The following is a 26,558-nucleotide window of genomic DNA, read 5'->3' as shown; positions in this document are numbered from 1 at the left end:
CGTGCAGAGCACCAGGCAGGGCGAGAGCGGAGGGGCGCCTCCCCCCTCACATGACATAATGTGCATTATCGGCTCTCTACCACGAGCCGGGAAGCGGCGCCCGCCGACCCGCATCCCACGCTCAGGACGGCGCCGGCGCGCTCTCGCGCACGACCAGGCCGTGCGCGACGGTCACGTGCCGCCCCGGCCGCTCGTCGCCGGTCACGCGCTGCAGGAGCAGGTCGAGGGTGCGCTCGACGAGCTCCGTCGTGTCGGGCGCCACCGACGTGAGGCTCGGCATGACGCTGGCCCCGAGCTCGATCGCATCCCATCCGACGACGGCGACGTCGTCCGGCACCGACAGCCCGTGCCGCCGCAGCGCCCGCAGCGCGCCGATGGCCGCCAGGTCCTCCCGGCACAGCAGCGCGTCGACGACCATCCCCCGGTCGAGCGCCTCCGACAGGGCGCGCTCGGCGCCGAGGGCGTCGCCCCCGTCGCGGGCGACGAGCAGGCCGTCGTCCACGGCGAGGCCCGCCTCCGCGAGCCCGTCGCCGTAGCCCTCCAGCCGGAGCGCCGACGTCCGCGACATCGTGCCGCGCTCGTGGCCCAGGAACCCGATGCGGCGCCGACCCAGCGCCACGAGATGCGCGACCGCGGCGCGGGCCGCCGCGACGTTGTCCACGGCGACCTGATCCGATCCCGCCGGCTGCGGGTCCTCGCCGAGGAACACGACGGACGCGTCCCCGCGCATCCCGTCGAGGTCGGCGGCCGTCAGCGCCTGCGGATGGATGATCAGTCCGTCCACGAACCCGGCCTCCCGGTCGTGGAGCACCGCGCGCTCGCCGTCGGCGGTGCCGCCGGTCTCGATGAGGAGCATCCCGTACCCGCGCGCCTTGGCGACGCGCGCGAACGCGTGCGCGAGCTCCGCGAAGTACGGCCGCCGGAGGTCGGGGAACGCCAGCCCGATCATGCTCGAGCGGCCCGTCGCGAGGCTCCGGCCCGAGCGGTTCGGCCGGTACCCGAGCTCGTCGATCGCCGTCCGCACGCGCTCCCGCATCCGGGGGCTGATGTGCGGGTAGTCGTTGACGACGTTGGACACGGTCTTCATCGAGACGCCGGCGAGGTCGGCGACGTCCTGCAGCGTGACCCGTCCCATGCCGGAATGGTATCGACGCGACCCTCTTACAGCGCTGTAAAGTGTGCGTCATGCCCACCGCCGCATCCCTTCCCCCGACGCGCCCCGAGCTCCCCATCGCCACCCGGCAGGACGGCTCCCACCCCCGCCCGCAGTCCGTGCGCGCCCAGTGGGCCGGCCTCGACGGCCCCTGGTCCTTCCGGCACGACGACGCGGACGTCGGCCTGGCGGGGGGCTGGTCCGCGGGCTTCGACCAGGCGCAGCGCATCATCGTCCCGTTCCCGCCCGAGTCCGAGGCCTCCGGCATCGCCGATCCCGGCTTCCACCGAGTCGTCTGGTACTCCCGCGTCATCACGACCGCGGACCTCGAGGAGGCGGGGCGCTCCGACGCCGCGCCGCGCATGCTCCTGCACTTCGGGGCGGTCGACTACCGCGCCACCGTGTGGATCGACGGCCGCCTCGTGGGGACGCACGAGGGCGGCCACACCCCCTTCACCTTCGACGTCACCGCCCTCGTCGCCGAAGGCCCCGAGCACACCGTCGTCGTGCGCGCCGAGGACGACCCGCACGACGTGACGCAGCCCCGCGGCAAGCAGGACTGGCACGAGGCGCCGCACGCCATCTGGTACCACCGCACCACCGGCATCTGGCAGACGGTCTGGCTCGAGGCGGTCCCCGACGTCTCCATCCGCGCTCTCCGCTGGGTCCCCGTCGACCATGCGCTCGTGTCCCTCGGGGTCGCCTTCCGGGGGCGCGCCGCCGCCGGCTCGCGCGTCCGCGTCGACCTCCGCTGGGAGGAGCGCGACGAGCACCTGGGCACGATCGAGACCACCCTCCCCGCCGCGGGCGACACGGTCGACCTCGTCGTCCCGGTCTCCCGGCAGACCCACGGCCAGGCCGAGGACGAGCTCCTGTGGAGCCCCGAGCAGCCGCGCCTCGTCGATGCCACGGTGACCCTCCTCTCCCCCGACGGCGCGCCCGTGGACGCCGTCGCGTCCTACCTCGGGCTCCGCACGGTCGGCACGGACCGCGGCTCCTTCCTCCTCAACGACCGCCCCTACGACGTGCGCTCCGTCCTCGACCAGGGCTACTGGCCGGCCTCCCACCTGGCCGCGCCCTCCTACGACGCGCACCGCACCGAGGTCGAGCTGATCAAGGAGCTCGGCTTCACCGCCGCCCGCATGCACCAGAAGATCGAGGACCCCCGCTTCCTGTACTGGGCCGACCGGCTCGGCCTCCTCGTCTGGGGGGAGGCGCCCAACGCCTACGCGTTCTCCGCGACCGCCGTGCAGCGGCTCATGCGCGAGTGGATGGACGCCGTCGAGCGCGACGTCTCCCACCCGTGCATCGTGACCTGGGTGCCCCTCAACGAGAGCTGGGGCGTGCAGCAGATCGCGTCCGACCCGCGACAGCAGGCCTACTCGCGCTCGCTCGCCGACGTCACCCGCGCCCTCGACCCCTCGCGGCCCGTCATCTCCAACGACGGCTGGGAGCACACGTCGAGCGACATCATCAGCGTCCACGACTACGAGGGCGACGGCGACGCGCTCGCCCGCACCTTCGCCGACGAGGCCGCCCGGACCCGCCTCCTCTCCGGGATGGGGCCGAGCGGCCGGCGGATCCTCGTCGACGGCGTCGAGGACGGGGGCCGGCCGCTCATGCTGACGGAGTTCGGCGGGATCGACTACCAGCCGGGCGAGGCCCGCGAGGACGCCTGGGGCTACACGGCCGCGGTCGACGCCGACGACTGGATCGCCCGGATCACCGGGCTGTACGACGCCGTCCGCCTGAGCCGGGTGCTCGCGGGGTCCTGCTACACGCAGCTCACGGACACCATGCAGGAGACCAACGGGCTGCTGACCGCCGACCGGCAGCCGAAGACCGACATCGCACGGATCCGACGGGCGATCACGGGCGGCACCGAGGCGCCCTGACGCACAGCGCCCCGCGACGGCCGGGCCCGGTCGGACCGGTCCGCGCCCGTCGTCGCGGCGCCGGTCCCGCTGGGGCGCACGACGCGCTCAGGAGCGCCGGGACAGCACCTCGCGCGCGACCTCGACCAGCTCGGCCGGCTCGACGGGGTCCGCGGTCGCCGCGAGCTCGTCGAGCGCGAACCAGCGGTGGGCGTGGATGTCGTCGAACTCGTCGGGCATCCAGTTGTCCGACACGGGCGTGAACGCGTCGACCCGCACCAGGTAGAACGTCGAGTGCCCGACGTCGAGCGCGCCGTCGATGCGGCGGCGCGCGTAGTCGTGCTCCCAGGCCGGCTCCCCCACCGTCTCGACGCGGAGGCCGGTCTCCTCGAAGAGCTCGCGGCGGGCCGCCTCCGCGGGCGACTCCCCCGGGTCGATGCCGCCGCCGGGCGTCAGCCACCGGGGCGGCAGGTCGACGTCCACCGAGTAGTTCGTCAGGAACAGCAGCAGCCGGTCGCGCTCGTCGACCAGCAGGATGCGCGCCGTGTCCCGGACGTGGCGCACGACCTCGTCGGTCATCGCGCGTCCGCGCCGACGGGCAGGTGCCGCGCCCACCACTCGAGGATCGCCGCGAAGCGCTGCACCCGGTGACGGGGGCGGCCGGACCGGCTCAACTCGTGGTCCTCGCCCGGGAACACGAGCATCTCGGTCTCGACGCCCGCGCGCACGAGGGCGAGGTGGTACCGCTCGGCCTGCGACAGCGGGCACCGCAGGTCGTCCTCGGAGTGGACGACGAGGGTCGGCGTCCGCACCTGGTGCGCGACCGCCTGCGGGCTCTGCGCCCGGCGCACGTCGGCGTCGTACCCGGTGTACTCCTCGCCGAAGAACGTGCCGATGTCGGAGGTCCCGGTGAACAGCTCCGGGTCGAGGAAGCCGCGCTCGACGATGGCGCCCTGGAAGCGGTGCTCGTGCGCGATGGTCCACGCGGTGAGGTAGCCGCCGTAGGAGCCGCCCATGATGCCGGCGCGGGATCCGTCGATGGAGTCGTGCACCGCGACGGCCCCGTCGAGGAAGTCCAGGACGTCGTCCATGTCGACCGTGCCCATGCGCTCCTTGATGACGCGGCCGTGCTCCTGGCCGTACCCGGCGGCGCCGCGCGGGTTGCAGAGCAGCACCGCGTATCCGGCGTCGGCGTAGACCTGCGCCTCGTCGAAGAGGTGCACGCCGTACGCCGCGTACGGACCCCCGTGGATGACGAGGAGGACGGGGTGCGGCCCCTCCCCCTCGGGCAGGACGACCCAGCCGTGCACGGGATACCCGTCGCGGCCCTCGACCACGAGCTCGTGCAGCGGGCGGATACCCGTCGCGCGCAGCGCGGCGGAGAAGTCGGTGAGCGGCTGGAGCGCCGATCCCGCGTCGGGGGCGCGGTCGGTGCGGACGAGCGCGAGGTCGCCGTGGGTCCGCGGATCGGTGAGGGCGACCACGACCGCCCCTCCCCCGATGCCGACCCCGGTGACCTCCACCTGGTCGTCCACGAGCGCCTCGACCGCGGCGTCCGCGGTCACGCGGAGCAGCTGGACGGTGCCGCGGGAGGCGTTCAGGACGAGGACGGCGTCGCGGTCCTCGATCGTGATGCCGCTGCCGCCGAGGTCGACGGTCTCCGCGTCGGTGAGCGCGCGGGGCGCGTCGTCGCCCGCGTCGAGGACGTAGAGGGCCGTGTTGCGGGCGACGAAGTCGATGCCGCGCTCCCCGAGGTCCTGCGCGAGCAGGTAGTGCCGGCCGCCGTCGACGGACGCGACCTCGGAGATGCCGAGCCCGGCCTCGTGCGACACGACCGTGCGGACCTCGGGCAGCGCCGCGGACGCGTCGCCGGGTGCGGGGACGGCGACGGCGTACGCCCCCGAGAGGAGGTCGTCGTCGCGGCCCTCGTGGCGCGAGGCGACGAACAGCACCTCGGTGCCGTCGGCGGAGAAGCGCGGCGACTCGTGGTCGACGGGCTCGTCGGTGAGGCGGACCACGGGCGGCAGGCCGGCGCGCTCGGCGGCGGACGGCGTCGCGTCCGCCCCCTCGCCGCGGACGGCCGGGTCCTGGGCGTCCAGGTACCCGGAGGGGACGGCGGCGACGAACGGCTCCGCCTCGAGGTCCGGGACCTCGACCAGCGACAGCTGCACGTGGCGGTCGGTCGACCAGCCGAGCCCGTTCGCGAGGTAGCGGGTCGTCGTGATGCGGCGTGCGGGCTCGGCGGCCGCGCTGACGCCCTCGACGCTCCCGTACCGGCCGGGCTCGGCGATGCGCGAGGCGAAGACGATGCGGGACCCGTCGGGCGACCAGTCGAAGGAGTCGACGCCGAGCAGCTCGTCGGTCACCGCGACCGGCTCGCCGCCGGTGGCCCGCACCACGTGCAGCTGCGGCGGGCCCTTCGGCTCCGCGCGGAGGAACGCGAGGAGCGCGCCGTCGGGCGACAGGCGCGGCGCCGTGTCGCGGAAGCCGCGCGTGATGCGACGCGGGGGCGCGGATCCGTCGGTCGTCACCTCCCACAGCTGGCCGGTGTACGAGTCGGCATGCACCCGCGGGCGCGTGACCGACACGACGGCACGGCGGCCGTCGGGCGAGACGGCGGGGCGGGAGACGGAGGTGAGGAGGTCGAGATCCGTGGTCTTCATCGCTCCGAGCCTAGCCCCGGGGCGTCAGCGCCTTGCGGTGGCGGCGGTCACTCGGCGGCGAAGCTGCCGGTGTCGCCGACGAAGCGGGTGTGGTCGGCGGGGATGGGGTCGACGACCGCGCGCGCGACCTCGGCCGCGAACTGCGACACGTTGTAGAGGCCGCCCGAGGCCTCCTTGCGCTCCTGGATGGCGGTCGGGTTCATGCGGCCGAGGAGGGTCGCCGTGATGGTGCCCTCGATCATGTCGCCCGAGACGACCACGAAGCCGATGCCGCGCTCGTCGAGCTCCGGGAGGAGCTCGCGCAGGGCGTCCTCGCCCGCGCGCTTGCTGCGGGCCACGGCCTCGTACTCCGGCATGGTCGAAGTGGTGCGGATGAAGTGCGCCTGGTGGCTCGTGACGAACACGACCCGGCCGCCCTCGGACATGAGCGGCAGGGCGCTGCGCAGCACGTTGAGCTGGGCGTCGCGGTTGAGGGTCATGGCGTAGTCCTCCGCCATTCCGCTCTCCATGCCGCCGGAGGCGTTGAGCACGAGGACGTCGAGTCCGCCGAGCTCGGAGCGGACGGTCTCCATGAGGCGGTCGACGGAGTCGCGGTCGGTGAGGTCGGCGCCGACCGCGACGGCCTTCGCGCCGCCCTCGCGCAGCTGCGCGACGAGCTTCTCGGCCCGCGCCGCCTTGTTGCGGTAGTTGACGACGACGTCCGCGCCGGCCGCAGCGAGGTAGGCCACCGTGTCGGCGCCGATGCCGCGGGAGGAGCCCGTGACGAGCGCGCGTCGGCCGCGGAGCTCGTCGGGGGCGAAGGGGCGGTTCTCGTCGACGGTGCTCACAGCGGTACTCCTCTGGCGGTGCGCGCCGGAGCGCGGGACGGGTCGTCCGGCGAGGGACGGAACGGGCCGCGCGGGCGGGACACCACGCTGACGGCCCTGAGAGCCTAGCGTCCGGCGCGAGGGCGGTGGGCTAGGTTCGGGGCATCCGGTCCACGGAGCGAGGGAGCAGCGGGTGACGGTCCTCCTCGACGACCACGCGTGGATCGCCTGGCTCCTCCTCATCGTCGTCTGCGTCGTCGTCGAGATGCGGCGCCTCGACCTCGCCGCCCTCTGCGGCGGCTCGGCGGCGCTCGGCGCCCTCCTGTCCGGGCTGGTCGGCGCCCCCTGGTGGCTGCAGGCGCTCCTGGCGGTCGCGATGGCCGTCGTCCTCCTCGCCGTCGCGCGACCCGCCCTCCTCCGCGCGCTCCCGGTGGAGGGCCCGTCCGCGGGCGCTCCCGCCGTCGCTCCCGGCGTCGCGGCCGTCTCCCCCGACGGCGATCCCGTCCCGTGACCGGCGGCGGGTGGTTCGACGCCCCGGCTCCCCGCGTCCTCGCGCACCGCGGCTGGACGGGTCACGGCGCCGTCGAGAACACGCTCGGCGCCTTCCGCGCCGCGTGGGAGCTGGGGGTGACGCACCTCGAGACCGACGTCCACGTCACCGCCGACGGCGCGTGCGTGCTCTGGCACGACGACGACCTCCGGCGGCTGACCGGTCGGCCCGGCCGGGTGCGGGACACGACGCTCTCGGAGCTCCGGGCGGTCGACCTGGGCTCGGGCGCCCGCGTCGCCACCCTCGCCGAGCTGCTCGCGGCGCTGCCCGATGCCCGGCTGAACATCGACGTGAAGGGACGCGACGCCTCGGCGGCCGCGGCCCGCGACATCCGCGCGGCCGGCGCCCGGGATCGCGTGCTCGTCACGTCGTTCTCCTCCACGCGGCGTCGACGCGCCGTCGGCCTCCTCCCCGGCGTGGCGACCTCCGCGGACGCCGTGCGGCTCCTCCTCGCGGTCCTCGGCGCCCGCGCGGGGCTCGCGCCGGTCGTCCGCCTGGCACTCCGCGGCGTCGACGCCGTGCAGATGCCGCGTACCGTGCTGGGCATCCGCACCGTGTCCCCCGTGATGGTCGCCCGGCTCGCCCGCGCCGTCCGCGAGGTGCACGTCTGGACGGTCGACGACCCCGACGAGATGATCCGCCTGGTCAGGGCGGGGGTGCACGGGATCGTGACCGATCGCCCCGATCTCGCCCTCGCCGCCCTCGCATCAGGGGACTGGGATTCGCCTGGGAACAGGGCGTCCTGAGAAAGGATCCTCACAGCCGCGAGGTTTACAACGGTGAGTGCATCGCGAGAGGAGACCACAATGGCAGATCGCAGCTTGCGCGGGATGAGGCTCGGATCCACGAGCCTGCAGAGCGAGGAGGGCGTCAGCTTCTCCCCCCGCCAGAGGAAGACGTACCGCACGTCCGACGGGACCACCTTCGAGGTCGTGTTCTCGGCGGACGCCGAGGTCCCGGAGGTCTGGGAGTCGCCGAAGAGCGGCCTCGAGGGCCGACTGCTCGACGCCGAGGGCGACCCCGTCGCCCACGAGGAGGTCGAGGCGAAGGTCCCTCGCAGCCACTGGGACATGCTGCTCGAGCGCCGGACCCGCGCCGAGCTGGAGGAGCTCCTCGAGGAGCGGCTCGCCACCCTCCGCGCGCGGCGCGGTCAGCACCGCATCGGAGCCTGACCCGACCCCTCCGCTCGCGAACGTCCGGAGCACCCCTCGGCATCGCCGGGGGGTGCTCCTCTGCGTGCGGCGGTCGTCAGCGGGCCGCGCGCCGGCCCCGGCGGCCGAGCGCGAACCCGGCCACGGCCAGGGCGCCGAGGCCGAGGCCCGACACGAACCACTCGATGTCGCGGCCGACGAGGACCGCCGGCGTCACGACGTCCGCGGTCGGCACGTCGACCACCATCGATCCGGCCGTGAACCACGGCAGGCGGTCGAGGTCGCGGCCGTCGGGACCGACGATCGCGCTGGTGCCCACGGTGGAGATGTTCACGACGCTGCGGCCCGTCTCGAGCGCGCGCATGCGCGCGATCGCGAGCTGCTGCACGCTCTCGTCGGTGCGGCCGAAGTCGGCGTTGTTCGACTGCGCGAGGATGATCTCCGCGCCCTCGTCGACCATGTCGGTCGTCAGCTGGTCGTCGACGATGTCGAAGCAGATCGCGATGCCCGCGGTGATCCCGGCCGCGTCCATCACCTGGTCGGTCGTCCCCGGGGTGTACTCGCGCTGGATGAGCCCGATGAGGTCCGGGGCGAACGGCTCCCAGAACGCGCGGTCGGGCACGTACTCGCCGAACGGGACGGGGTGCTTCTTGTCGTAGTGGTCGGACGCCCCACCCCCGGTCCACACGAGCGACTCGTTGTAGAACCGGCCGTCGCGCTCCGTCACGGTGCCGACCACGAGCGGGGCCCCGAGGCGCTCCACAACGCGGTCGAGCGCGGCCGCCGACCCCGCGTCCCGGAGCGGATCCGCGTCAGCCGCGTTCTCGGGCCACACGACCATGTCGACGTCCGCGTCGGCCGGGATCTCCGCGGTCGCCGCGAGGTGCGCGCGCAGGATGTCGCCGTACCGGGCGCCGTCGAAGTACCCGGCCCTCGCGTTCCCCTGCACCGCGGCGACGCGCGTCGTGCCGGTCGTCTCGACCGGGAAGGCGGGGACGACGAGCACCAGCGCGACGGCGGTCCCCGCGACCAGCGCACGTGCTGACCGTCGCACGCGCTCCTCGGCGGCGAGCTCGAGGAGGAGCGCCACGAGGAGGACGAGCACGAACGAAAGTCCGGACAGGCCGAGCCACGTGACGAGGTGCGCGAACGGGCCCTCCGACTGCGACAGCGACACGCGGCCCCACGCGAACCCGCCGTAGGGCCAGACGGCCGAGATCGCCTCCCGGGCCGTCCACAGCCCGGCCACGGCGACCGGCAGCGCGATCACCCGGCCGGCGACCGTGGGGAACGCGCGGGGGATCCAGCGGGTGGCCGTCGCGATGGCCGCCGCGCCCGTGGCGACGAACAGCGACTCGAGCGCCGACAGCGCGATCCAGGGCACAGGCCCCAGGTAGAGCGACGCCCACTCGATGTGCGTCAGGTAGAAGGCGAGCCCGGCCACCAGCCCCACGAGGAACGCGGGACCCGCCCGACGGCCCCGGAGCGCCAGCAGGACGAGGGCGATCCCCGGGAACACGAGCGGCCAGAGGCCCCGGTCGGGGAAGGCGGCGTCGAGGACCGGCCCCGAGGCCGCCGCCGCGAGGAGCGCGCCCCACAACGGGAGCGGAGGACGGACCGGCGCCCCGGCGGAGGGCGGCGGTGCGGACGCGGTGGCGCTGCGCTCCCGACGGGGAGCCCGGGCGAGCGCCGTCACACCGAGGAGTACGCGACGATGCCGCGCCGGATGCTGTCGAGCGCGGTCCGCGCGTTCCGCGACACGGGGCCGTCCGCCACGACGGAGAGCTGGTCGAGGAGGTCGATGGTCTGCTTGGTCCAGCGCACGAAGTCGCCGGCGGCGAGGTCGGCCTCGTCGAGCACGGAGTCGAGGCTGCCGCCCCGGGCCCACCGGTGCATCGGCGCGCACAGCCCCGTCGAGAGCGGCTCGGTGGTCGGCAGGCGGCGCTCGCGCTCGACGTCGTCGAGGCGCGACCAGATCTCCTCCGTGCGCTCCAGCGCGGCCCGGAACGCCCCGCGCGGGAGGTTCCGCTCGTTGCGGTCGCCCTCGTCGCGGCGCGGCTGGTAGACGAGCGACGCGGCCATGGCGGCGAGCCCCGCGGGGTCGAGGTCGACCCAGACCTGCGTGCGCAAGCACTCCGCGACGAGCAGGTCGCGGTCGCCGTAGATGCGCTTCAGCATGCGGCCGTTGGGCGTCGGGGCGACCTGGCCGTCGGCCGCGCGCTTGAGGTAGCCGAGGGACAGCAGCAGCTCGGTGACGCGGTCGAAGACCTTGGCCACGGCGTTGGTGCGGGTCCGGATCTGCTGGCCGAGCGCGTCCGTCTGCCGCTTGAGGCGCCACCAGCGCTCCGCCCAGCGCGCGTGCGACTCGCGGTCCTTGCAGGCGTGGCAGGGATGCGCCTTCATCCGGCGGCGCAGGTCGGCGAGCTGGCGCTGCCGCTTGTCGCGCTCGCCGTGCTGTCCCGGCTGCTGCATGTCCGCGCGGGCGGCGGTGGCGCGCTCGAGGTCGCTGAGCTCGCGCCGGAGCCCCGAGTACTCGCGGAAGTCGCCGAGGTGGCACACCATGGCCTTCTCGTAGCCGGCGAGCGACTCCTCCTGCGTGCGCACCTTCCGCGCGAGGTCGACCACGGCGCGGTCCGCCTGGAACTGCGCGAACGACGACTCCAGGACCTCGCGGGTGCGGTCGCGGCCGAACTGGTCGATGAGGTTCACGGCCATGTTGTAGGTGGGTCGGAAGCTGGAGTTGAGGGGGTAGGTGCGGCGGGAGGCCAGGGAGGCGACGGCCTGGGGATCCAGCCCGTCCTTCCACTGGATGACCGCGTGGCCCTCCACGTCGATGCCGCGCCGACCGGCGCGGCCGGTGAGCTGCGTGTACTCTCCCGGCGTCAGCGGCACGCGCGCCTCGCCGTTGAACTTCTCCAGCTGCTCCAGCACGACCGTGCGGGCCGGCATGTTGACGCCGAGCGCCAGCGTCTCGGTGGCGAAGACGGCCTTCACGAGCTTCCGCTGGAACAGCTCCTCGACGACCTCCTTGAACGCCGGCAGCATGCCGGCGTGGTGGGCGGCGACCCCGCGCTCGAGGCCCTCCAGGAACTCCCAGTAGCCGAGGACGGCGAGGTCCTCGTCGCGCAGCGTGCGGCACCGCTCCTCGACGATGGCGCGGATCTCGTCGCGCTCGTCGGCGTGGGTGAGCCGGACGCCGGCCCGGAGCACCTGCGTGACGGCGGCGTCGCAGCCGGCGCGGCTGAAGATGAAGAAGATGGCGGGCAGGAGGTTGCGCTCGTCGAGGAGCGCGATGACCTCGGGGCGGTCCATGCGCCCGCGGTCCCAGGGACCGGGTGCCCGTCGCCCCGCGCCGCCGCCGGCTCCCCCGCGTCCGCGGCCCTGACCCTGGCCGCCCCGCACGCGGACCGCCTCGCGGCCGCCGCCGTGCGTCATGCGCACGAGCTCGGGGTTCACCCGGTGCGTCGCGGCGAGGCCGGACGAGTCGAACAGGTCCACCATGCGGTGGCGCACGATGACGTGCTGCTCGAGCGGCACCGGACGCTCCTCGGAGACGATGACGTCCGTCTCGCCCCGCACGGCCTGCAGCCAGTCGCCGAACTCCTCGGCGTTCGAGACGGTGGCGCTGAGGGACACCATCCGCACCGTCTGCGGCAGGTGGATGATGACCTCCTCCCAGACGGCGCCACGGAAGCGGTCGGCCAGGTAGTGCACCTCGTCCATGATCACGAAGGCGAGGTCGCGCAGGAGGTCCGAGTCGGCGTAGAGCATGTTGCGGAGCACCTCGGTCGTCATGACCACGATGCGGGCGCGGCTGTTGACGTTGGTGTCGCCCGTGAGCAGGCCCACCTCGTCCGGCCCGTACTCGGCGACGAGCTCGGCGTACTTCTGGTTGCTGAGCGCCTTCATGGGCGCGGTGTAGAAGATCTTCGCGCTCGGCCGCTGCATGGCGAGGTACACGGCGAACTCGGCGACGACCGTCTTGCCGGCACCCGTCGGGGCGGCGACGAGCACGCTGCGGCCGTTCTCCAGGGACTCGGCGGCGGCGCGCTGGAAGGGGTCGAGGTCGAAGCGCAGCCCGCTCGCGAAGGACTCCAGGAGCGGCAGGCTCCGGCGGTTCCGGGAGGCGGCGTAGCGTTCGGCGGGCGAGAGCTGATCAGTCACGATGCGTCGAGTCTAGGCTCCGGATCCGGGCGTCGGCCGGGTGCGGACGCGACGACGCCCGCCCCCGGAGGGACGGGCGTCGGGTGGGCTCGATCAGGCCAGCAGGTCGTCGGCCATGGCGTCGGCGCGGCGGGCACGCCGACGGTCGTTGAGGAGCGAGATCCCGGCGGCCACGAGGTACAGCAGCGTCATCGGGATGGCCAGCAGGAACATCGACATGACGTCGGCGGCCGGCGTGGCGATCGCGCAGAACAGGATGATCAGGAGGATGGCGATCCGCCACGACTTGATGATCGTCCGGCCCGACAGGATCCCCATGAAGTTGAACAGCACGAGGAACACCGGCAGCACGAACGCGATGCCCACCGCGAACACGAGCTTCAGCACGAAGTCGAAGTACTCGCGCGCGGTGATGAAGGACGAGTCCCCCGCGCCCGCGAACTGCGTGAGCAGCGCCACGATGTGCGGCAGAACGAACCAGCCGGCCGCGCACCCGGCGAGGAACAGCGGGACCGCCGAGAAGAAGAACCCGAAGGTGTAGCGGCGCTCGGTCCGGGTGAGGCCCGGGACCAGGAACGCGAACACCTGGTAGAGCCACACGGGGCTGGAGATGATGAGCCCCACGTACAGGGCGATCTGCAGCCGCAGGTCGAACGCCGACGTGATGGTCGGGAAGTTGAGGCTGGCGTTCCGCCCCTGCTCCGCGTTGATGGTCTCGATGGGCTGCCGCAGCGCCTCGAGGACGAACGAGGAGAGGAACCACCCCGCCACCATCGCGAGGATGATGGCGACGCCCGCGATGAACAGCCGCTTCTTCAGCTCCAGGAGGTGCTGGACGAGCGACATGCGCCCTTCGGCGTCCCGCTTCCGCTGGCGCGGTCGCTCCGTGGTGCTCACGGATCAGGCGCTGGGGCGGGAGTCCCCGCCGTCGCGCGGGGAGTCGTAGCGCGGGGCGTCGTAGCGGGGCTCGTCCAGGCGCGACTCGCCGGGGCGCACGTAGTCGCGCGGCGCGGAGTCGCGGGGACGGTCGCGGTCGTCCGCGCGGTAGCGGTCGTCGTCGCGGCGACGGTCCTCATCGCGGACATCGTCGCGGCGCTCGGGGCCGCTCTCCTCCTTCATGGTCTTCACCTCGCCCTTGAAGATGCGCATGGACTGGCCCACGCTCTTCGCCAGCGCCGGCAGCTTGGTGGAACCGAAGAGCAGCACGATGACGACGAGGATGATGACGAGGTGCCATCCGGTCAGGTTTCCGAGCATGTGGTTCACGTTCCTTCAGGTCGGGGGGCCGGACAGTCGTTGTCGGGATCCACGGGGAGTCTAACCTCGGGACCCGCCGAGACGCCCTGCTCGGCATGGTGATTCACCCGGAGTTCCCCTGAGCGGACCACCGGTCCGCACGGATCCCTCCCTGGTGTCATGCATTCGGAGCGGACCGCCGCAGCGCTCGGTCCGGTGCGTCAGTCCGCCTCGTCGTAGGCGGCAGCGGCCCGCTCGGCCCACTCGGCCACCGCCGCGCGGGCCTCCGACGGCGAGGTGACCACCACGACGCCCGCCATGCCGGCGACCAGCCGCACGAGCCCCTGGTAGTGGGCGACCCGCACGGTGACGGACACGCGACCGGGCCGGCCGGGGACCGGCACCGGGCGCTCGTCGCCCACGAAGTCGCCGAGGAGCGGCACGGCGCCCTCCGCGACCTCGAGGGTGACGCGGAGGTCGTCGGGGCTCGGCTCGAACAGCGTGTCCCCCAGCACCACGTCCTGCGGACGGTGCTCCGGCGGGAGGTCGGTGACGACGAGCGCGTCCAGGCGGTCCAGGCGGAAGGTGCGCACGGCGCCGCGTGCCAGGTCCCACCCGCGCAGGTACCAGTCCTCGTCCATCGACTCCAGGCGCAGCGGATCCACCACGCGGCGCTCCGTGCCGCCCCGCGGGCTCCGGTAGTCGAACTCGACGCGCCGCTCGTCGGCGATGGCGCGCCGGAGGTCCTCGCGCGTGCCGTCGCCCCTGCCCGCCGCGACGGCGACCTGGCTGGGGCTGGCCGAGGACCCGCGCGCGAGCTTCGCCATGAGCTGGCCGACGAGGTCGAGGTCGCTGGCGTCCGCCTGCGACGACACGTACTGCAGCCCGGCGATGAGGGCCGCCGCCTCCCGCGCCGAGAACCGGGGCGAGTCGTCGATGGCCACCATGTGCGTGATGACGATCTGGTCGTTGTCCTCGAAGTCGTCCCACGCGATGTCGAACAGGTCGCCGTGCTGGTACGAGGCGGTCGAGCCGGGGACGCCGGACACCGCGATGAGCCGGACGGCCTGCCGGATCTGCTCCGGCGGCACCCGGAAGTGCGCGGCGGCCTGGCTGACGCCGACGCGCCCGTGGTCCGTCAGGTAGGGCACGAGCGCCAGCAGGAACGCCAGCTTGTCCTGCGCCTGGAGCGGCGCGGCGCGGTCGGTCACGAGGCGTCCTCACGGTGGGCGGCGATGGTCTCGGCGAGGCGGGCGCGCACGGCGTCCCGGAGCCTCGGCGGTGCGATCACGCGGGCCTCGGGCCCGAGACCCGCGACCTCGTCGGCGAACAGGTTGGTGTCGGAGTAGTGCACGCGGAGGCGTCCGTCGCCCAGGTCCTCGGTGCCGCGGCGACGGCGCAGGCGGATCTCCGCGTCGGACCCCGGCGCGACGGCCACCTCCCCCACCCCGTTCGACCAGACCCGGTCGAGGTCGGCGAGGGCGCGCTCGGCGTGGTCGTCGCCCTCGGCCTCGAAGCCGCGGCTGGTCACGCGCACGCGGTCCACGATGCGCGAGAGGAGGAACGTGCGCGGTCCGGCGGCGTCCTGGTCGATGCCGTGCAGGTGCCAGCGGCCCTGGTGCTGCACGAGCGCGAGCGGCGCCACGGTGCGGATCCGGGCCGTGCGCTCGCCCGGCTTCAGGTACCCGAAGGAGACGAGCACGTGACGCTCGAGCGCCACGCTGAGGGGCGCGAACGCCGCCTCGCGCGTGCGGAGGCGCGGCGCGTAGCCGATGACCGGGTCGTCCGACTCGACGCCGAGCGAGCGCAGCTTGATGAGCGCCCGCCGCGACTCCCCCGACAGCGACCCCTCCCGCCACACCATGGCGGCGAGGTTCAGCAGCGTGGTCTCCTCGGGCGTGAAGGACAGGTCCGCCGGCAGCTCGTAGGCGCCCCGCGGGATGCGGTAGCGCAGGAGCTGGTTGTTGCCCTCCTGGCCGGGCGCGTCCACCGTCTCCAGCGGCACGCCGAGGTCGCGGATGTCGTCCTTGTCGCGCTCGAACTGGCGCTCCAGGTTGGCGTTGTCGCCGCCGGCCCGGTAGCGCTGCCGATAGCCCTGGACGCTCGAGAGCACCTCGTTCTTGGTCAGCCCCTGCTCGGTGGCGAGCAGCGCCAGCACGAGGCTGAAGAGGCGCTCCTCGACCGGCACGGTCGGACGGCGGGATGTTTCGGGCACGCGGTGGTCCTCACAGGTGGTGCAGCCCCCGGCCGGTGGCGATGCGTCGTTACGGTGTCGTGCTGGTCCCGAGGATATCCACCACATACACGAGGGTGGAACCGGCGGGGACCTGGGCGGTGGCCTGGTCGCCGAAGCCGTCACCCGGGGGGACGACCGCGATGACCTGGTCGCCGACGTGCTTGCCGACGAGTGCCCGGGCGAGGCCGGGCGTGACGACGAGCGCGGAGGCCGCTCCCGTCGCGGGCGCGGACGTGGTGGCCGTCGCGGGGACCTGCAGCGGCCCGCCGCCGGTCCAGCTGGATCCGAACACGGCCTGGCGCTCGGCCGAGGTGCTCGTGCCCCAGACGACGCCCGTGTACTGGAGGGTGACGGTGTCGCCGTCGCCGACCTCGTCGCCGTCGCCCGCGCGCAGCAGGGCGTCCCGGTACTCGGTGGGCGGGGTGCTCGGCGGGATGGTGATGCCCGGGACGCCGTCGTCGGTCGTGACGACGGACGGGAAGCCGGCCTGGGCGGGCTGCGGGTCGCCGGTGGCGCGCTCCGGGTAGGAGGACGTGATGTCGACGATCAGCACGAGCCCGTCGCTCGCGGCGAGGCCCTGGGCGGACAGGTCCTGGCCGGGGAACACCGTCGAGACGGGCACCGCGACGGCGAGCCGCGAGCCGACCGGCATGCAGGTCATGGCGTCCTCGAGGTACGGGAGGCTCTCGTGCAGCGACGCCGGGGTGAAGAGCGGGGAGCCGGTGGTGCGCGCGTTGGGGGCGATGCGGGCGTACTCCGCGAGGGTCGCTCCGGTCGAGCCGTCGACGATGGAGGCCGCGGCCGTGATGCCCTGGTTCGGCTGGACGCGCGGCCCGTCGCCCTCGACGACGGTCGAGACCTCCACGTCGGAGGGCTTCAGCGGCGTCGGGAACGCGACCGACGCGGGCGCGCTGCCGACGTCGCCCGTGGCCGACACGGTGCTCGACGACGTGCCGGACGAGGCGAGGGGCGTGCAGTCCGCCGCCTGGCCGGATCCGGAGCCCGAGGGGCTGCAGGCGGCGAGCGACAGCACGAGGCCTGCGCAGACGGTGAGCGCGGCGGAACGGCGCACGTGACTCCTCTTTCGGTGGTGGGGGCGGCCGCCACGCACCCGCGTGATCGGCCCTGTCATCCTAGGCGGTGGGGTCGGCGGGCTCCGGCGCACCGGCCGCGTCGTCGGGCAGGGCGTCGGCCGCCTCCGCGGCGTCCCGCGCACCCGCGAGCTCCGCGCCGCGCTCCGCCACGCGGACGCGCTTGCGCAGCACCTTGTCGCTCACCCGGCGCTCGCCGAGCGAGCCGGGGGTCCACGCCTCCATGTCCTCGTCGCTGAAGTCCGACTTCGACGCGCGGCGCTTCAGCTGCGGGAGCACCGAGCCCGGCGCGAGGCGACGGGCGGTGATGAGGAAGCCGGTGTGCCCGATCATGCGGTGCTCCGGGCGGACGGCGAGGCCCTCCACGTGCCAGCCGCGGATCATCGTCTCGCTCGCGTCCGGGTTCGTGAACAGGCCGGTGTCGCGCAGCGCCTCCGCGACGCGCGACAGCTGCGTGACCGTCGCGACGTAGCAGAGCAGCACGCCGCCGGGCGTGAGGGCCTCCGCGACCGCGTCGACGCACTCCCACGGGGCGAGCATGTCGAGCACCACCCGGTCGACGGAGTGCGGCTCCGCGACGGTGGGCAGCGCCTCGGCGAGGTCGCCCAGCGTGATGGACCAGTTCTCCGGGCTGTGCCCGAAGTAGCTCGACACGTTCCCGCGGGCGACGTCCGCGAACTCCTCGCGGCGCTCGAAGGAGAGCAGGGTGCCGGTGGGCCCGAGCGCGCGCAGCAGCCACATGGACAGGGCGCCGGATCCGACCCCCGCCTCCACGACGGTCGCGCCCGGGAACACGTCGGCCAGGCCGAGGATCTGGGCGGCGTCCTTCGGGTAGATGATGGCGGCGCCACGCGGCATGGACATGACCACGTCCGAGAGCAGCGGGCGGAGGGCGAGGCACTCGACGCCCGCGCTGTTCGTCACGACGCTGCCGTCGGGCAGGCCGATGAGCGCGTCGTGGTCGATCATCCCGCGGTGGGTGTGGAAGACCTTGCCGGGCTCGAGCAGGATCGTGTTGAGGCGCCCCTTGGGACCCGTCAGCTGCACGCGGTCGCCCGCGCGGAAGGGGCCGCTGAAGCGCGCGGCGCTCGTGTCGACGGTCATGCGCGCACCTCGTCGCGGATCGGCGTGCCACGGCGGTCGGCGTGGGCGGACTCGAGGTCGGCGAGGGTGCGGCCGGCGAGCGTGTCCCAGAGGACGTAGGCGGGGTCCGCGGGCAGCGGGACGTGGTGCGGGACGGCGATGGCCGTCGCGCCGGACGCGGAGGCCGAGGCGACGCCCGGGCCCGAGTCCTCGATGGCGACGCAGTCGCGGATGTCGACGCCGAGCTGCGCGGCCGCCGTGAGGTACGCCTCGGGGTGCGGCTTGCCGTTCGCGACGTCGTCGCCCGCGACGACCCGGTCGAACGCGTCGAACGGCACGGCGGCGGCGACCTGGTGGGCCATGCGCCCGAGGGACATGGTCACGAGGGCGGTGGGGATGCCCGCCTCGCGCACCTCGCGGAGGAGCTCCCGGGCCCCGGGCCGCCAGGGCACCTCGACGAGGATCTGCTCCATGACGCGGTCGGTCAGCCTGTCGACGATCTCCGCGACGGGCAGGTCGACGCCCGCCTCCTGGAGGATCCGCGCCGAGTCGTCGAGCCCGTTGCCGACGAGCCGCAGTCCGTCCTCCTGCGTCCACGTGCCGCCGAACGAGCCGACCAGCGCCTGCTCCGCCACCATCCAGTAGGGCTCGGTGTCCACGATCGTGCCGTCCATGTCCCAGAGGACGGCCGCGGGTCTATTGCTGATCACGGGGAGCGAGTCTATCGGTGGACCGCGCGTTCTAAGCTTGTCGGACGACCGCCGCCGGGCGGACGGGGACGGGAGTCACGTGGCGGATGCCGAGAGGTTCGTGAGCGGACGGCTGCTGGTCGTCGCCTTCGAGGGCTGGAACGACGCGGGCGAGGCCGCCAGCGGAGCGGTCCGGGCGCTGAAGGAGCTCCTCGACCTCGAGGCGGTGTCGTCGGTCGATCCCGAGGACTACTTCGACTTCCAGTTCAACCGCCCCACCATCGGCTTCGCGGAGGACGGCACCCGCGAGCTCGAGTGGCCGGGCGCGACGCTCTACGGCCCCCGCAGCCCCCGCCGACCGACGCAGGACCTGGCCGCCGACGCCCAGCTCGGCGTGAGCGGCGACAACGGCGGCAGCATCCACCTGCTGCTCGGCGTGGAGCCCTCGCGGCACTGGACCGCGTTCACCGCCGAGGTGCTGGACGCGGCGCGCGCCGCCGGGGTCGAGGGCGTCGTCCTGCTCGGCGCGCTGCTGGCCGACGTGCCGCACACGCGCCCCATCTCCGTCTACTCCACGAGCGAGAACCAGGACGTGCGGGCCGAGCTCGGGATCGAGCGGAGCACGTACGAGGGTCCCGTGGGGATCCTCAGCATCATCGCCCAGCGCGCCGAGGAGATGGGCATGCCCACCGTCTCGCTGTGGGCGTCCGTCCCGCACTACGTGCACAGCGCCCCGTCGCCCAAGGCGACCCTCGCCCTCATCGACAAGCTCGAGGAGATGGTCGACGTGGTGATCCCGCGCGGCGAGCTCGTCCAGGAGGCGGCGACGTGGGAGGCGGGCATCGACCAGCTCGCGGGCGAGGACGAGGACATGGCGTCCTACATCCAGCAGCTCGAGCAGGCGCGCGACACGGTCGACTCCCCCGAGGCGAGCGGCGAGGCCATCGCACAGGAGTTCGAGCGGTACCTCCGCCGGGGCGACGGGCCGCGCGGACGTGGCGACGACCGGCCCGAGGAGCCGTGGCGGCCGAGGGACCCGAAGGACCAGTAGGCCGTCCGCCGTCGGCCCCGCGACGCGGTCAGGCGGCGGGAGCTCCGAGCGCCACGCCGAGGAGCGCGTCGACCGCGGCCACCTCGACGGGGGTGGCCGGGACGCCGGTGGCGACGCGGAGGTCGAGGAGCAGGATGGCGCCCGGGGTGTCCAGGTCGTCGGCCAGGCGCTCGCGGACGAGATGCACGAGCTCGCCGTGCTCCGACGCGTCGGCCCCGGGCACGGGCACGGGCACGGCATCCGCGGCCCAGGCGTCCCACGCGGCGAGCCGCGCGACGGACTCCTCCAGGAGCGCGTCCGTCCACTCCCAGTCGGCCCGGTAGTGCTGCGCGAGGAGCGCGAGGCGGATGGCGCGGGGGTCGACGCCCGCCGCGCGCAGGCGCGAAACGAGCACGAGGTTGCCGAGCGACTTGCTCATCTTCTCGCCCTGGTACGCGACCATGCCGCTGTGCGCGTAGAGGCACGCGAAGTCCTCGCCCGTGAGCGCCGACGCGTGCCCGGCGGACATCTCGTGGTGCGGGAAGATGAGGTCGCTTCCGCCGCCCTGGACCGTGACCGGGCGGTCGAGCTTCCGCAGCGCGATCACGGCGCACTCGATGTGCCAGCCGGGTCGGCCGCGGCCGACGACGCTGTCCCACGCGGGCTCCCCCGCGCGCTCCACCCGCCACAGCAGTGGGTCGAGCGGGTCGCGCTTGCCGGGGCGCTCGGGGTCGCCGCCGCGCTCCGCGGAGAGGACCGCCATGGTGTCGCGGTCGTAGCCGCTCTCGTCGCCGAGCGCCCACGGGCCGGTGTCACCGGCGCGGGCGATGTCGAAGTAGAGGTCCGAGGCGCCGGCCTCGGCCGCGTCCGGGGTGGGGACCGGGTAGGCGGTGCCGCGGCGCACGAGCTCCGCGACCGCGGCCGCGACCTCGTCGACGACCTCGGTGACCCCGACGTAGGAGTCGGGCGGCAGGATCCGCAGCGCCTCCATGTCGGTCCGGAACAGCTCGACCTGCTCGGCGGCGAGGTCGCGCCAGTCGACGCCCGTGGCTGTCGCGCGCTCGAGCAGCGGGTCGTCGACGTCGGTGACGTTCTGCACGTAGGCGACGTCGTACCCGCGGTCGAGCCAGATGCGCTGGAGCGTGTCGAAGGCGAGGTACGTGGAGGCGTGGCCGAGGTGCGTGGCGTCGTAGGGCGTGATGCCGCAGACGTACAGGCCCACGCGGCCGTCGCCGACGCACTCGGCGGGACGGACCGCGCCGGTGCTGGTGTCGTGCAGGGACGGGACGGGCGGCTCCCCCGCGACGACGGGGACCTCGGGACGTGACCAGGCGCGCACGGGATCAGGCCGCGATCGCGCCGGTGCCGAGCAGCACCAGGAGGACGACGCCGAGGGCGACGCGGTAGACGACGAACGGCATGAACGTGCGGGTGGAGATGTAGCGCATGAGGCCGGCGATGACGGCGAGGCCCACGATGAACGCGATGAGGGTCGCCACCGCGGTCTGACCGGCGCCGGCCTGCCCGGTCTCGTCGAAGCTCTTCACGAGCTCGTACAGGCCGCTGCCGAACACGGCGGGGACGGCGAGCAGGAAGGAGTACTCGGCGGCGACCGGCCGCGAGTAGCCGAACGCGCGCGCCGCGGTGGTGGTGGCGCCGGAGCGGGACACGCCCGGCACGAGGGCGAGCGCCTGGGCGATGCCGATGCTGACGCCGTGCCCGTAGGTCATGTCCTTCTCGAGGCGGTCGCTGCGGCTGTAGCGGTCGGCGAGGCCGAGCAGGATGCCGAACACGATGAGGACGATCGCGACGATCCAGAGCGACCGGAAGGTGCTGCGGATCGTGTCCTGGAACAGGTACCCGGCGATGCCGATGGGGATCGTGCCGATGATGACGAGCCAGCCCATGCGGACGTCCGGGTCGCCCTTCGGCATGCCGCCGCGGAGCGAGCGGAACCACGCCGAGAGGACCTTGCCGATGCGCCGGCGGAAGAACACGACGACCGCGAGCTCGGTGCCGAGCTGCGTGATCGCGGTGAACGTCGCCCCCGGGTCGCCGCCCATGAACAGGCCGGCGATGCGGAGGTGCGCGCTCGAGGAGATGGGCAGGAACTCGGTCAGGCCCTGGACGAGGCCCAGGATGATCGCCTCGAGATAACTCAAACGGGTGCTCCAGCTGATGTCTCGCCCGCCAGGGGCTCGGGTCTAGTAGTCGAGGAGCAGGTCGCGCAGGACCTGCCTCCCGAAGACTAGTGCGTCGAGCGGGACCCTCTCGTCGACGCCGTGGAACATCGCCGGGAAGTCCATGGAGGCCGGCAGCCGCAGCGGGGCGAAGCCGTAGCCGGTGATCCCGAGCAGGCTGAGCGCCTTGTTGTCGGTGCCCCCGGAGAGCATGTAGGGCAGCACCTCGGCCTCCGGGTCGTGCGTGCCGAGCGTCGCGACCATGGCGTCCACGAGGGGTCCCTGGAAGGGGTTCTCGAGGCCCACGTCCTGGTGCACGATGCGCACCTCCACGCCCTCCCCGGCGAGCTCGCGGACGCGCTCCAGCACGGCGTCCTCCTCGCCCGGCAGCACGCGGATGTCGACGAGCGCCTGGGCGGTGTCCGGGATGACGTTGTGCTTGTAGCCGGCGTGCAGGAGCGTCGGGTTCGTGGTGGTGCGGAGCGTCGCCGCGATGAACTTCGACGCCGTGCCGGTCGCGATGGCGAGGTCGTCCGGGGTGACCCGCTTCGGGTCGGCGCCGACGATGCGGGCGATCTCGTCCAGCAGCTGGCGGGTCGTGTCGGTGAGGTGGACGGGCCACTCCTCCATGCCGATCCGCGCGACCGCTCCCGCGAGCCGCGTCACGGCGTTGTCGCGGTTGACCTGCGAGCCGTGGCCCGCCGTGCCGGTCGCGACGAGCCGCACCCACACGAGGGCCTTCTCGCCGGTCTGCAGCAGGTAGGCGCGCTTGCCGGCGAGGTCGATCGAGTAGCCGCCGACCTCGCTGATGGCCTCGGTCGCGCCCTCGAACCAGTCGGGCCGGTTCTCGACGACGTAGGCGGAGCCGAGCACGCCGCCCGCCTCCTCGTCGGAGAAGAAGCCCATGATGAGGTCCCGCTCGGGCGCGCGGCCGGAGGTGATGATCTCCTGGAGCGCCGTGATCATCATCGCGTCCATGTTCTTCATGTCCACGGCGCCGCGGCCCCAGAGCATGCCGTCCTTGATGACGCCGGCGAAGGGGTCGACGGTCCAGTTGGCGGGGTCCGCGGGGACGACGTCGAGGTGGCCGTGCACGACCAGCGCCGGCTTGTCGCGGTTGCGGCCCGGGATGCGCGCGAGGACGCTCGTGCGGCCGGGCGCCGCGTCGATCAGCTCGGGCTGCAGCCCCAGGTCCAGGAGGCACTGCTCGACGTACTGCGCCGCCTCGGTCTCCCCCTCCGACCGGCCCTCGCCGTGGTTGGTGGTGTCGAACCGGATGAGGTCGCGGGCGATGCGCGCGGTGGCGTCGAGGTCGTCGGGGAGCGTGTCGGTCATGGGTCCACGCTATCGAGGCCGGACGCGCGCGTCCGGCCCGGCGGTGGTCGAGAGGGGCCCGGAAGCCGTGCTAATGTCATCTCTCGGCAGCCGGAGACGGCGGGCCGCACATCCTGTCCGGATGGCGGAATTGGTAGACGCGCTAGCTTGAGGTGCTAGTGCCCGTATTAGGGCGTGGGGGTTCAAGTCCCCCTTCGGACACACACGAGAGCCGGTCGGATCCCCAGGGATCCGACCGGCTCTTCTTCGTCCCCGGCGCACGCGCTCGCCGCGCGTCCGCCCCGTCGCGGCCCGCTCCCCCGGCGCACGGCTACAGTCGCATGCGTCCGCCCGCGGGCGCACCCGACCCGAGAGCGAGAACCCATGACCGTCGTCGACAGTGCCGTGTACGTGGACGGGGTCCGGACGGCCGACCCCGAGAGCCTCGACGAGACGTTCGAGGTGATGCGGGAGCGTCGGGGCCTCGCCTGGATCGGGCTGTACCGGCCCGACGCGGACGAGCTCCACCGCGTCGCCGCCGAGTTCGGCCTGCACCCGCTCGCCGTCGAGGACGCGCTCACCGGGCACCAGCGGTCGAAGCTGGAGCGCTACGGGGACACCTGGTTCGTCGTGCTGCGCCCCGCGCGGTACCTCGACGCCGAGGAGCGGGTGGAGTTCGGCGAGCTGCACGTGTTCGTCGGACCCGACTTCGTCGTCACCATCCGCCACGCGGAGTCCCCCGACCTGGCGACGGTCCGCCACCGGCTCGAGCAGGACCGCGACCTCCTCGCCCTCGGCCCGACCGCCGTCCTCTACGCGATCCTCGACCAGGTCGCCGACGAGTACGGACCCGTGGCCCGCGGCCTCGAGGACGACGTCGACGAGATCGAGGACCAGATCTTCGGCGCCGACCCGGACGTGTCGCGCCGCATCTACGCGCTCATGCGGGAGGTCACCGCGTTCCAGCGCGCCACCGCCCCGCTCGGCGCCATGCTCGACGACCTCCGCGCGCGGGCCGAGCGCCACGACGTGGACCTCGAGCTCCGCCGCGGCCTGCGGGACGTGCACGACCACGTCATCCGCGTGGCCGAGCGCTCCGACGCCTTCCGCACGCTGCTCCAGAACGCCCTCACGGTGCACACCACGCTCGTCGGGCAGCGGCAGAACGACGAGATGAAGAAGCTCACCGAGACGAGCCTCGCCCAGAACGACCAGGTGAAGCGCATCTCGTCGTGGGCCGCCATCCTGTTCGCGCCCACGCTCGTCGGCACCGTCTACGGCATGAACTTCGCGAACATGCCGGAGCTGCGCTGGACCTACGGCTATCCCCTGGCGCTCGGGCTCATGGTGGTCATGGGCGGGATCCTCTACGCCGCCTTCCGGAAGCGCGGCTGGATCTGATCCGGGCGCGGCGGCGCCGCGCCGCGCCGATAGGGTGACGGGATGCGCGTCGTCGTCATCGGAGCCACCGGCCACATCGGGACCTTCCTCGTCCCCCGTCTCGTCGACTCCGGGCACGACGTCGTCGCGGTGAGCCGCGGCACCCGCGAGCCCTACCGGTCGTCGCCCCTCTGGGACCGCGTCGAGCGCGTGCGGGTGGACCGCGACGCGGAGGACGCGGCCGGCACGTTCGCCGACCGAATCGCGGCGCTCGCCCCCGAGGTCGTCGTCGACCTCGTGTGCTTCACGCCCGAGTCGGCCCGCCATCTCGTCGAGGGGCTGCGGGGACGCGTGCGGCATCTGGTGCACATCGGCAGCATCTGGACCCACGGCCTCAGCACGTCGCTGCCCCTCCGGGAGGACGACCCCAAGGAGCCGTTCGGCGAGTACGGCGTGCAGAAGGCCGAGATCGAGCGCTACCTCATCGCGGAGTCCCGCTCCGGCGGGGTGCCCTCGACGGTCGTGCACCCGGGCCACATCAGCGGCGGCGGCTGGCCCGTCATCACGCCGCTCGGCAACCTCGACCCGCGCGTGTGGACCGACCTCGCCGCCGGCAGGCCGCTCCCCGTGCCGGGTTCCGGCAGCGAGACCATGCACCACGTGCACGCCGACGACGTCGCGCAGGTCGTGCAGCTGGCCATCGCCAACCGCGAGACCTCGGTCGGCGAGAGCTTCCACGCCGTGTCCGACCGGGCGCTCTCCGTGCGCGGCTTCGCCCGCGCCGCGGCCGCGTGGTTCGGACGCGAGCCCCAGCTCGAGCACGTCGACTGGGACGGATTCCGCGCCCGCACGGACCCCGGACACGCCGACGCGAGCTGGGAGCACCTCAGCCGCAGCCACGTGGCCAGCATCGACAAGGCGCGCGACGTCCTCGGCTACGTCCCGCGGTACACGAGCGAGGAGGCCGCGCGCGAGGCGGTCGAGTGGATGGTGCGCGCCGGCGAGCTGGACGTGCCGCTCCCCCGCTGACCGCCGGGTCCCGCGGTCCCGCGGGCGCCACCGCGCACCGGGTCAGACGAAGCGCGCGTCGAGCACCAGGCGGGTGCGGACGGCGAGGAGCCGCTCGGGATCCATGGCGATGAGCCCCGGCAACCCGGCTGCCACGTGGTCGGCCAGCAGGGTGCGGGCGACGGCGTAGGCGGGGATCGCGTGCGGGTCGTCGGCCGTGTGGAGTACCACGGGCGCGGCGCCCAGGACCCCGGACGGCAGCGACAGCACGAGTCCGACGACCGGCACCTCCATCTCGCGCGCGAGGGCCCGGGCCCGGGCGTCGAGGCCGCGGAGCGCCGCGTCGCGCGCCGCCGGATCGGTCGCGGCGTCCGCGCCCTGCGGCACCGACTCCACCGCCACGAGCCCCTGCGGGCCGAGCACCAGGTGGTCGACGGCGTCGCCCGAGCGCGGCACGGACACGCCGTTCCAGAACGCGTACGAGGGGCCGAGCTCCATCAGCTCGCGGGCGGTCTCCTCCTGGGCGACCGCAGCCCGCAGGGCCGCGGACGCGGCGGCGGGCACCTCCGCGACCAGGCCCGGCGCGTAGGCGTCGGCCTCGAACCGGCGACGGAGGCCCTCGAGGCGCGCGAGCCGTGCGCTGTAGGCGGCCATGAGGTCGGGGTAGGCGCGGAGGGCGCGCTCGTGCGCGAGGACCTGCTCCTGGAGGCGCTCCGCGGCCTCCCGCCGGGGCTCCTCCGCCCGGTACCAGGCGCGGCCGAGCACGCCGGCGGACGCGAGCCCCACGGCGCCGCCGACGACCAGTCCCACGAGGGCCGGGACGACGCCGGCGCCGGACACCAGGACGACGAGGGCGACCAGCGCGGCCAGGACGGGCGGCGCGACGGCACGGGCACGGCGGACGTAGGGCTCGGGGCGGTCCGCGAGGGCCCGTGCCGCGGATGCGCCGA

23 protein-coding genes, 1 tRNA gene and 1 pseudogene are annotated in these 26,558 nt (G+C 73.8%); 8 read left to right on the top strand and 17 right to left on the bottom strand.

All coding sequences use genetic code 11. The features are described from left to right. Window positions 1-121: 121 nt before the first annotated feature. On the bottom strand, window positions 122-1,135 hold the full coding sequence (locus Q6969_RS01005; RefSeq protein WP_317228779.1) for a LacI family DNA-binding transcriptional regulator: 1,014 nt from the start codon (window positions 1,133-1,135) through the stop codon (window positions 122-124). Window positions 1,136-1,185: 50 nt separating this feature from the next. Between Q6969_RS01005 and Q6969_RS01000 the strand changes: the two genes are divergently transcribed. Beyond that, entirely contained in the window at window positions 1,186-3,048 is a 1,863-nt protein-coding gene (locus Q6969_RS01000; protein ID WP_317228778.1) for a sugar-binding domain-containing protein, read from the top strand. Between the two features lie 87 nt (window positions 3,049-3,135). Here Q6969_RS01000 and Q6969_RS00995 read toward each other — a convergent pair whose 3' ends face one another. The 3 genes from Q6969_RS00995 to Q6969_RS00985 are packed head-to-tail and all read right to left on the bottom strand — an operon-like array spanning window position 3,136 to window position 6,517. Further along, entirely contained in the window at window positions 3,136-3,606 is a 471-nt protein-coding gene (locus Q6969_RS00995; protein WP_317228777.1) for an NUDIX domain-containing protein, read from the bottom strand. Next, the gene (locus Q6969_RS00990; protein WP_317228776.1) at window positions 3,603-5,690 is read right to left on the bottom strand and encodes a S9 family peptidase; all 2,088 of its coding nucleotides are present in this window, start codon (window positions 5,688-5,690) and stop codon (window positions 3,603-3,605) included. Before Q6969_RS00990 ends, Q6969_RS00995 begins: the two co-directional genes overlap by 4 nt. Before the next feature lie 47 nt (window positions 5,691-5,737). After that, window positions 5,738-6,517, bottom strand: coding sequence for an SDR family oxidoreductase (locus Q6969_RS00985; protein ID WP_317228775.1), 780 nt, complete (start codon window positions 6,515-6,517; stop codon window positions 5,738-5,740). Between the two features lie 172 nt (window positions 6,518-6,689). Between Q6969_RS00985 and Q6969_RS00980 the strand changes: the two genes are divergently transcribed. The 3 genes from Q6969_RS00980 to Q6969_RS00970 are packed head-to-tail and all read left to right on the top strand — an operon-like array spanning window position 6,690 to window position 8,218. Further along, window positions 6,690-7,007, top strand: a complete 318-nt coding sequence (locus Q6969_RS00980; RefSeq protein WP_317228774.1) for a hypothetical protein — start codon at window positions 6,690-6,692, stop codon at window positions 7,005-7,007. Then, window positions 7,004-7,792 carry a glycerophosphodiester phosphodiesterase family protein gene (locus Q6969_RS00975; RefSeq protein WP_317228773.1) on the top strand — a complete coding sequence of 263 codons (789 nt, stop codon included), beginning with the start codon at window positions 7,004-7,006 and terminating at the stop codon, window positions 7,790-7,792. Before Q6969_RS00980 ends, Q6969_RS00975 begins: the two co-directional genes overlap by 4 nt. A gap of 60 nt (window positions 7,793-7,852) precedes the next feature. Beyond that, window positions 7,853-8,218 carry an RNA polymerase-binding protein RbpA gene (locus Q6969_RS00970; protein WP_317228772.1) on the top strand — a complete coding sequence of 122 codons (366 nt, stop codon included), beginning with the start codon at window positions 7,853-7,855 and terminating at the stop codon, window positions 8,216-8,218. A 76-nt stretch (window positions 8,219-8,294) separates the two neighbouring features. On the opposite strand, the gene lnt is transcribed toward Q6969_RS00970, so the two are convergent. The 9 genes from lnt to Q6969_RS00925 all read right to left on the bottom strand — a co-directional run bounded on the left by lnt (window position 8,295) and on the right by Q6969_RS00925 (window position 18,717). Further along, entirely contained in the window at window positions 8,295-9,893 is a 1,599-nt protein-coding gene (lnt, locus tag Q6969_RS00965) for an apolipoprotein N-acyltransferase (protein ID WP_317228771.1), read from the bottom strand. Continuing rightward, the gene (locus Q6969_RS00960; RefSeq protein ID WP_317228770.1) at window positions 9,890-12,361 is read right to left on the bottom strand and encodes a DEAD/DEAH box helicase; all 2,472 of its coding nucleotides are present in this window, start codon (window positions 12,359-12,361) and stop codon (window positions 9,890-9,892) included. Before Q6969_RS00960 ends, lnt begins: the two co-directional genes overlap by 4 nt. 93 nt (window positions 12,362-12,454) lie before the next feature. After that, a complete protein-coding gene (tatC, locus tag Q6969_RS00955) occupies window positions 12,455-13,207 on the bottom strand; it encodes a twin-arginine translocase subunit TatC (protein ID WP_317228805.1) in 753 nt (250 codons plus the stop codon). Between the two features lie 54 nt (window positions 13,208-13,261). Beyond that, entirely contained in the window at window positions 13,262-13,618 is a 357-nt protein-coding gene (tatA, locus tag Q6969_RS00950; RefSeq protein WP_317228769.1) for a Sec-independent protein translocase subunit TatA, read from the bottom strand. Window positions 13,619-13,818: 200 nt separating this feature from the next. After that, window positions 13,819-14,808, bottom strand: coding sequence for a WYL domain-containing protein (locus Q6969_RS00945; protein ID WP_317228768.1), 990 nt, complete (start codon window positions 14,806-14,808; stop codon window positions 13,819-13,821). Continuing rightward, window positions 14,805-15,812, bottom strand: coding sequence for a WYL domain-containing protein (locus Q6969_RS00940; RefSeq protein WP_317228767.1), 1,008 nt, complete (start codon window positions 15,810-15,812; stop codon window positions 14,805-14,807). The genes Q6969_RS00945 and Q6969_RS00940 overlap by 4 nt, the downstream gene beginning before the upstream one ends. A gap of 49 nt (window positions 15,813-15,861) precedes the next feature. Then, entirely contained in the window at window positions 15,862-16,905 is a 1,044-nt protein-coding gene (locus Q6969_RS00935; protein WP_317228766.1) for an FKBP-type peptidyl-prolyl cis-trans isomerase, read from the bottom strand. Between the two features lie 61 nt (window positions 16,906-16,966). After that, on the bottom strand, window positions 16,967-18,028 hold the full coding sequence (locus Q6969_RS00930) for a tRNA (adenine-N1)-methyltransferase (RefSeq protein ID WP_317228765.1): 1,062 nt from the start codon (window positions 18,026-18,028) through the stop codon (window positions 16,967-16,969). Then, window positions 18,025-18,717 (bottom strand): HAD family phosphatase, encoded by a 693-nt coding sequence (locus Q6969_RS00925; protein WP_317228764.1) that lies wholly within the window; start codon window positions 18,715-18,717, stop codon window positions 18,025-18,027. The genes Q6969_RS00930 and Q6969_RS00925 overlap by 4 nt, the downstream gene beginning before the upstream one ends. A gap of 79 nt (window positions 18,718-18,796) precedes the next feature. Here Q6969_RS00925 and Q6969_RS00920 point away from each other — a divergent pair, with 79 nt between their 5' ends. After that, complete coding sequence (locus Q6969_RS00920; protein ID WP_317228763.1) at window positions 18,797-19,747, top strand: PAC2 family protein; 951 nt, start codon at window positions 18,797-18,799, stop codon at window positions 19,745-19,747. Between the two features lie 28 nt (window positions 19,748-19,775). Here Q6969_RS00920 and mshC read toward each other — a convergent pair whose 3' ends face one another. From mshC to Q6969_RS00905, 3 genes are read right to left on the bottom strand one after another with little or no spacing between them, the layout of a single operon-like run. Beyond that, window positions 19,776-21,065 carry a cysteine--1-D-myo-inosityl 2-amino-2-deoxy-alpha-D-glucopyranoside ligase gene (mshC, locus tag Q6969_RS00915; RefSeq protein WP_317228762.1) on the bottom strand — a complete coding sequence of 430 codons (1,290 nt, stop codon included), beginning with the start codon at window positions 21,063-21,065 and terminating at the stop codon, window positions 19,776-19,778. 4 nt (window positions 21,066-21,069) lie between these two features. Further along, window positions 21,070-21,888: an undecaprenyl-diphosphate phosphatase gene (locus tag Q6969_RS00910; RefSeq protein ID WP_317228761.1), complete on the bottom strand. Its 819-nt coding sequence runs from the start codon at window positions 21,886-21,888 to the stop codon at window positions 21,070-21,072. A 42-nt stretch (window positions 21,889-21,930) separates the two neighbouring features. Further along, window positions 21,931-23,241: a M20/M25/M40 family metallo-hydrolase gene (locus Q6969_RS00905; protein ID WP_317228760.1), complete on the bottom strand. Its 1,311-nt coding sequence runs from the start codon at window positions 23,239-23,241 to the stop codon at window positions 21,931-21,933. Window positions 23,242-23,356: 115 nt separating this feature from the next. On the opposite strand from Q6969_RS00905, the gene Q6969_RS00900 reads away from it, so the two are divergent. From Q6969_RS00900 to Q6969_RS00890, 3 genes are all read left to right on the top strand, one after another. Continuing rightward, window positions 23,357-23,442: transfer RNA gene (locus Q6969_RS00900), tRNA-Leu, on the top strand. A 162-nt stretch (window positions 23,443-23,604) separates the two neighbouring features. Next, complete coding sequence (locus Q6969_RS00895; protein ID WP_317228759.1) at window positions 23,605-24,621, top strand: magnesium and cobalt transport protein CorA; 1,017 nt, start codon at window positions 23,605-23,607, stop codon at window positions 24,619-24,621. A 42-nt stretch (window positions 24,622-24,663) separates the two neighbouring features. Further along, entirely contained in the window at window positions 24,664-25,629 is a 966-nt protein-coding gene (locus tag Q6969_RS00890; protein ID WP_317228758.1) for an NAD-dependent epimerase/dehydratase family protein, read from the top strand. A 42-nt stretch (window positions 25,630-25,671) separates the two neighbouring features. Here the strand turns inward: Q6969_RS00890 and Q6969_RS00885 are convergent. Then, window positions 25,672-26,558 (bottom strand): annotated as a pseudogene (locus tag Q6969_RS00885) (DNA-binding protein); the annotation flags it as partial.

The organism is Clavibacter sp. MX14-G9D (assembly GCF_032917815.1).
Lineage (GTDB): Bacteria > Actinomycetota > Actinomycetes > Actinomycetales > Microbacteriaceae > Clavibacter > Clavibacter michiganensis_K.
The sequence above is the reverse complement of the archived record's forward strand: the minus strand, read 5'-3'. Positions and strand labels throughout refer to the sequence as shown.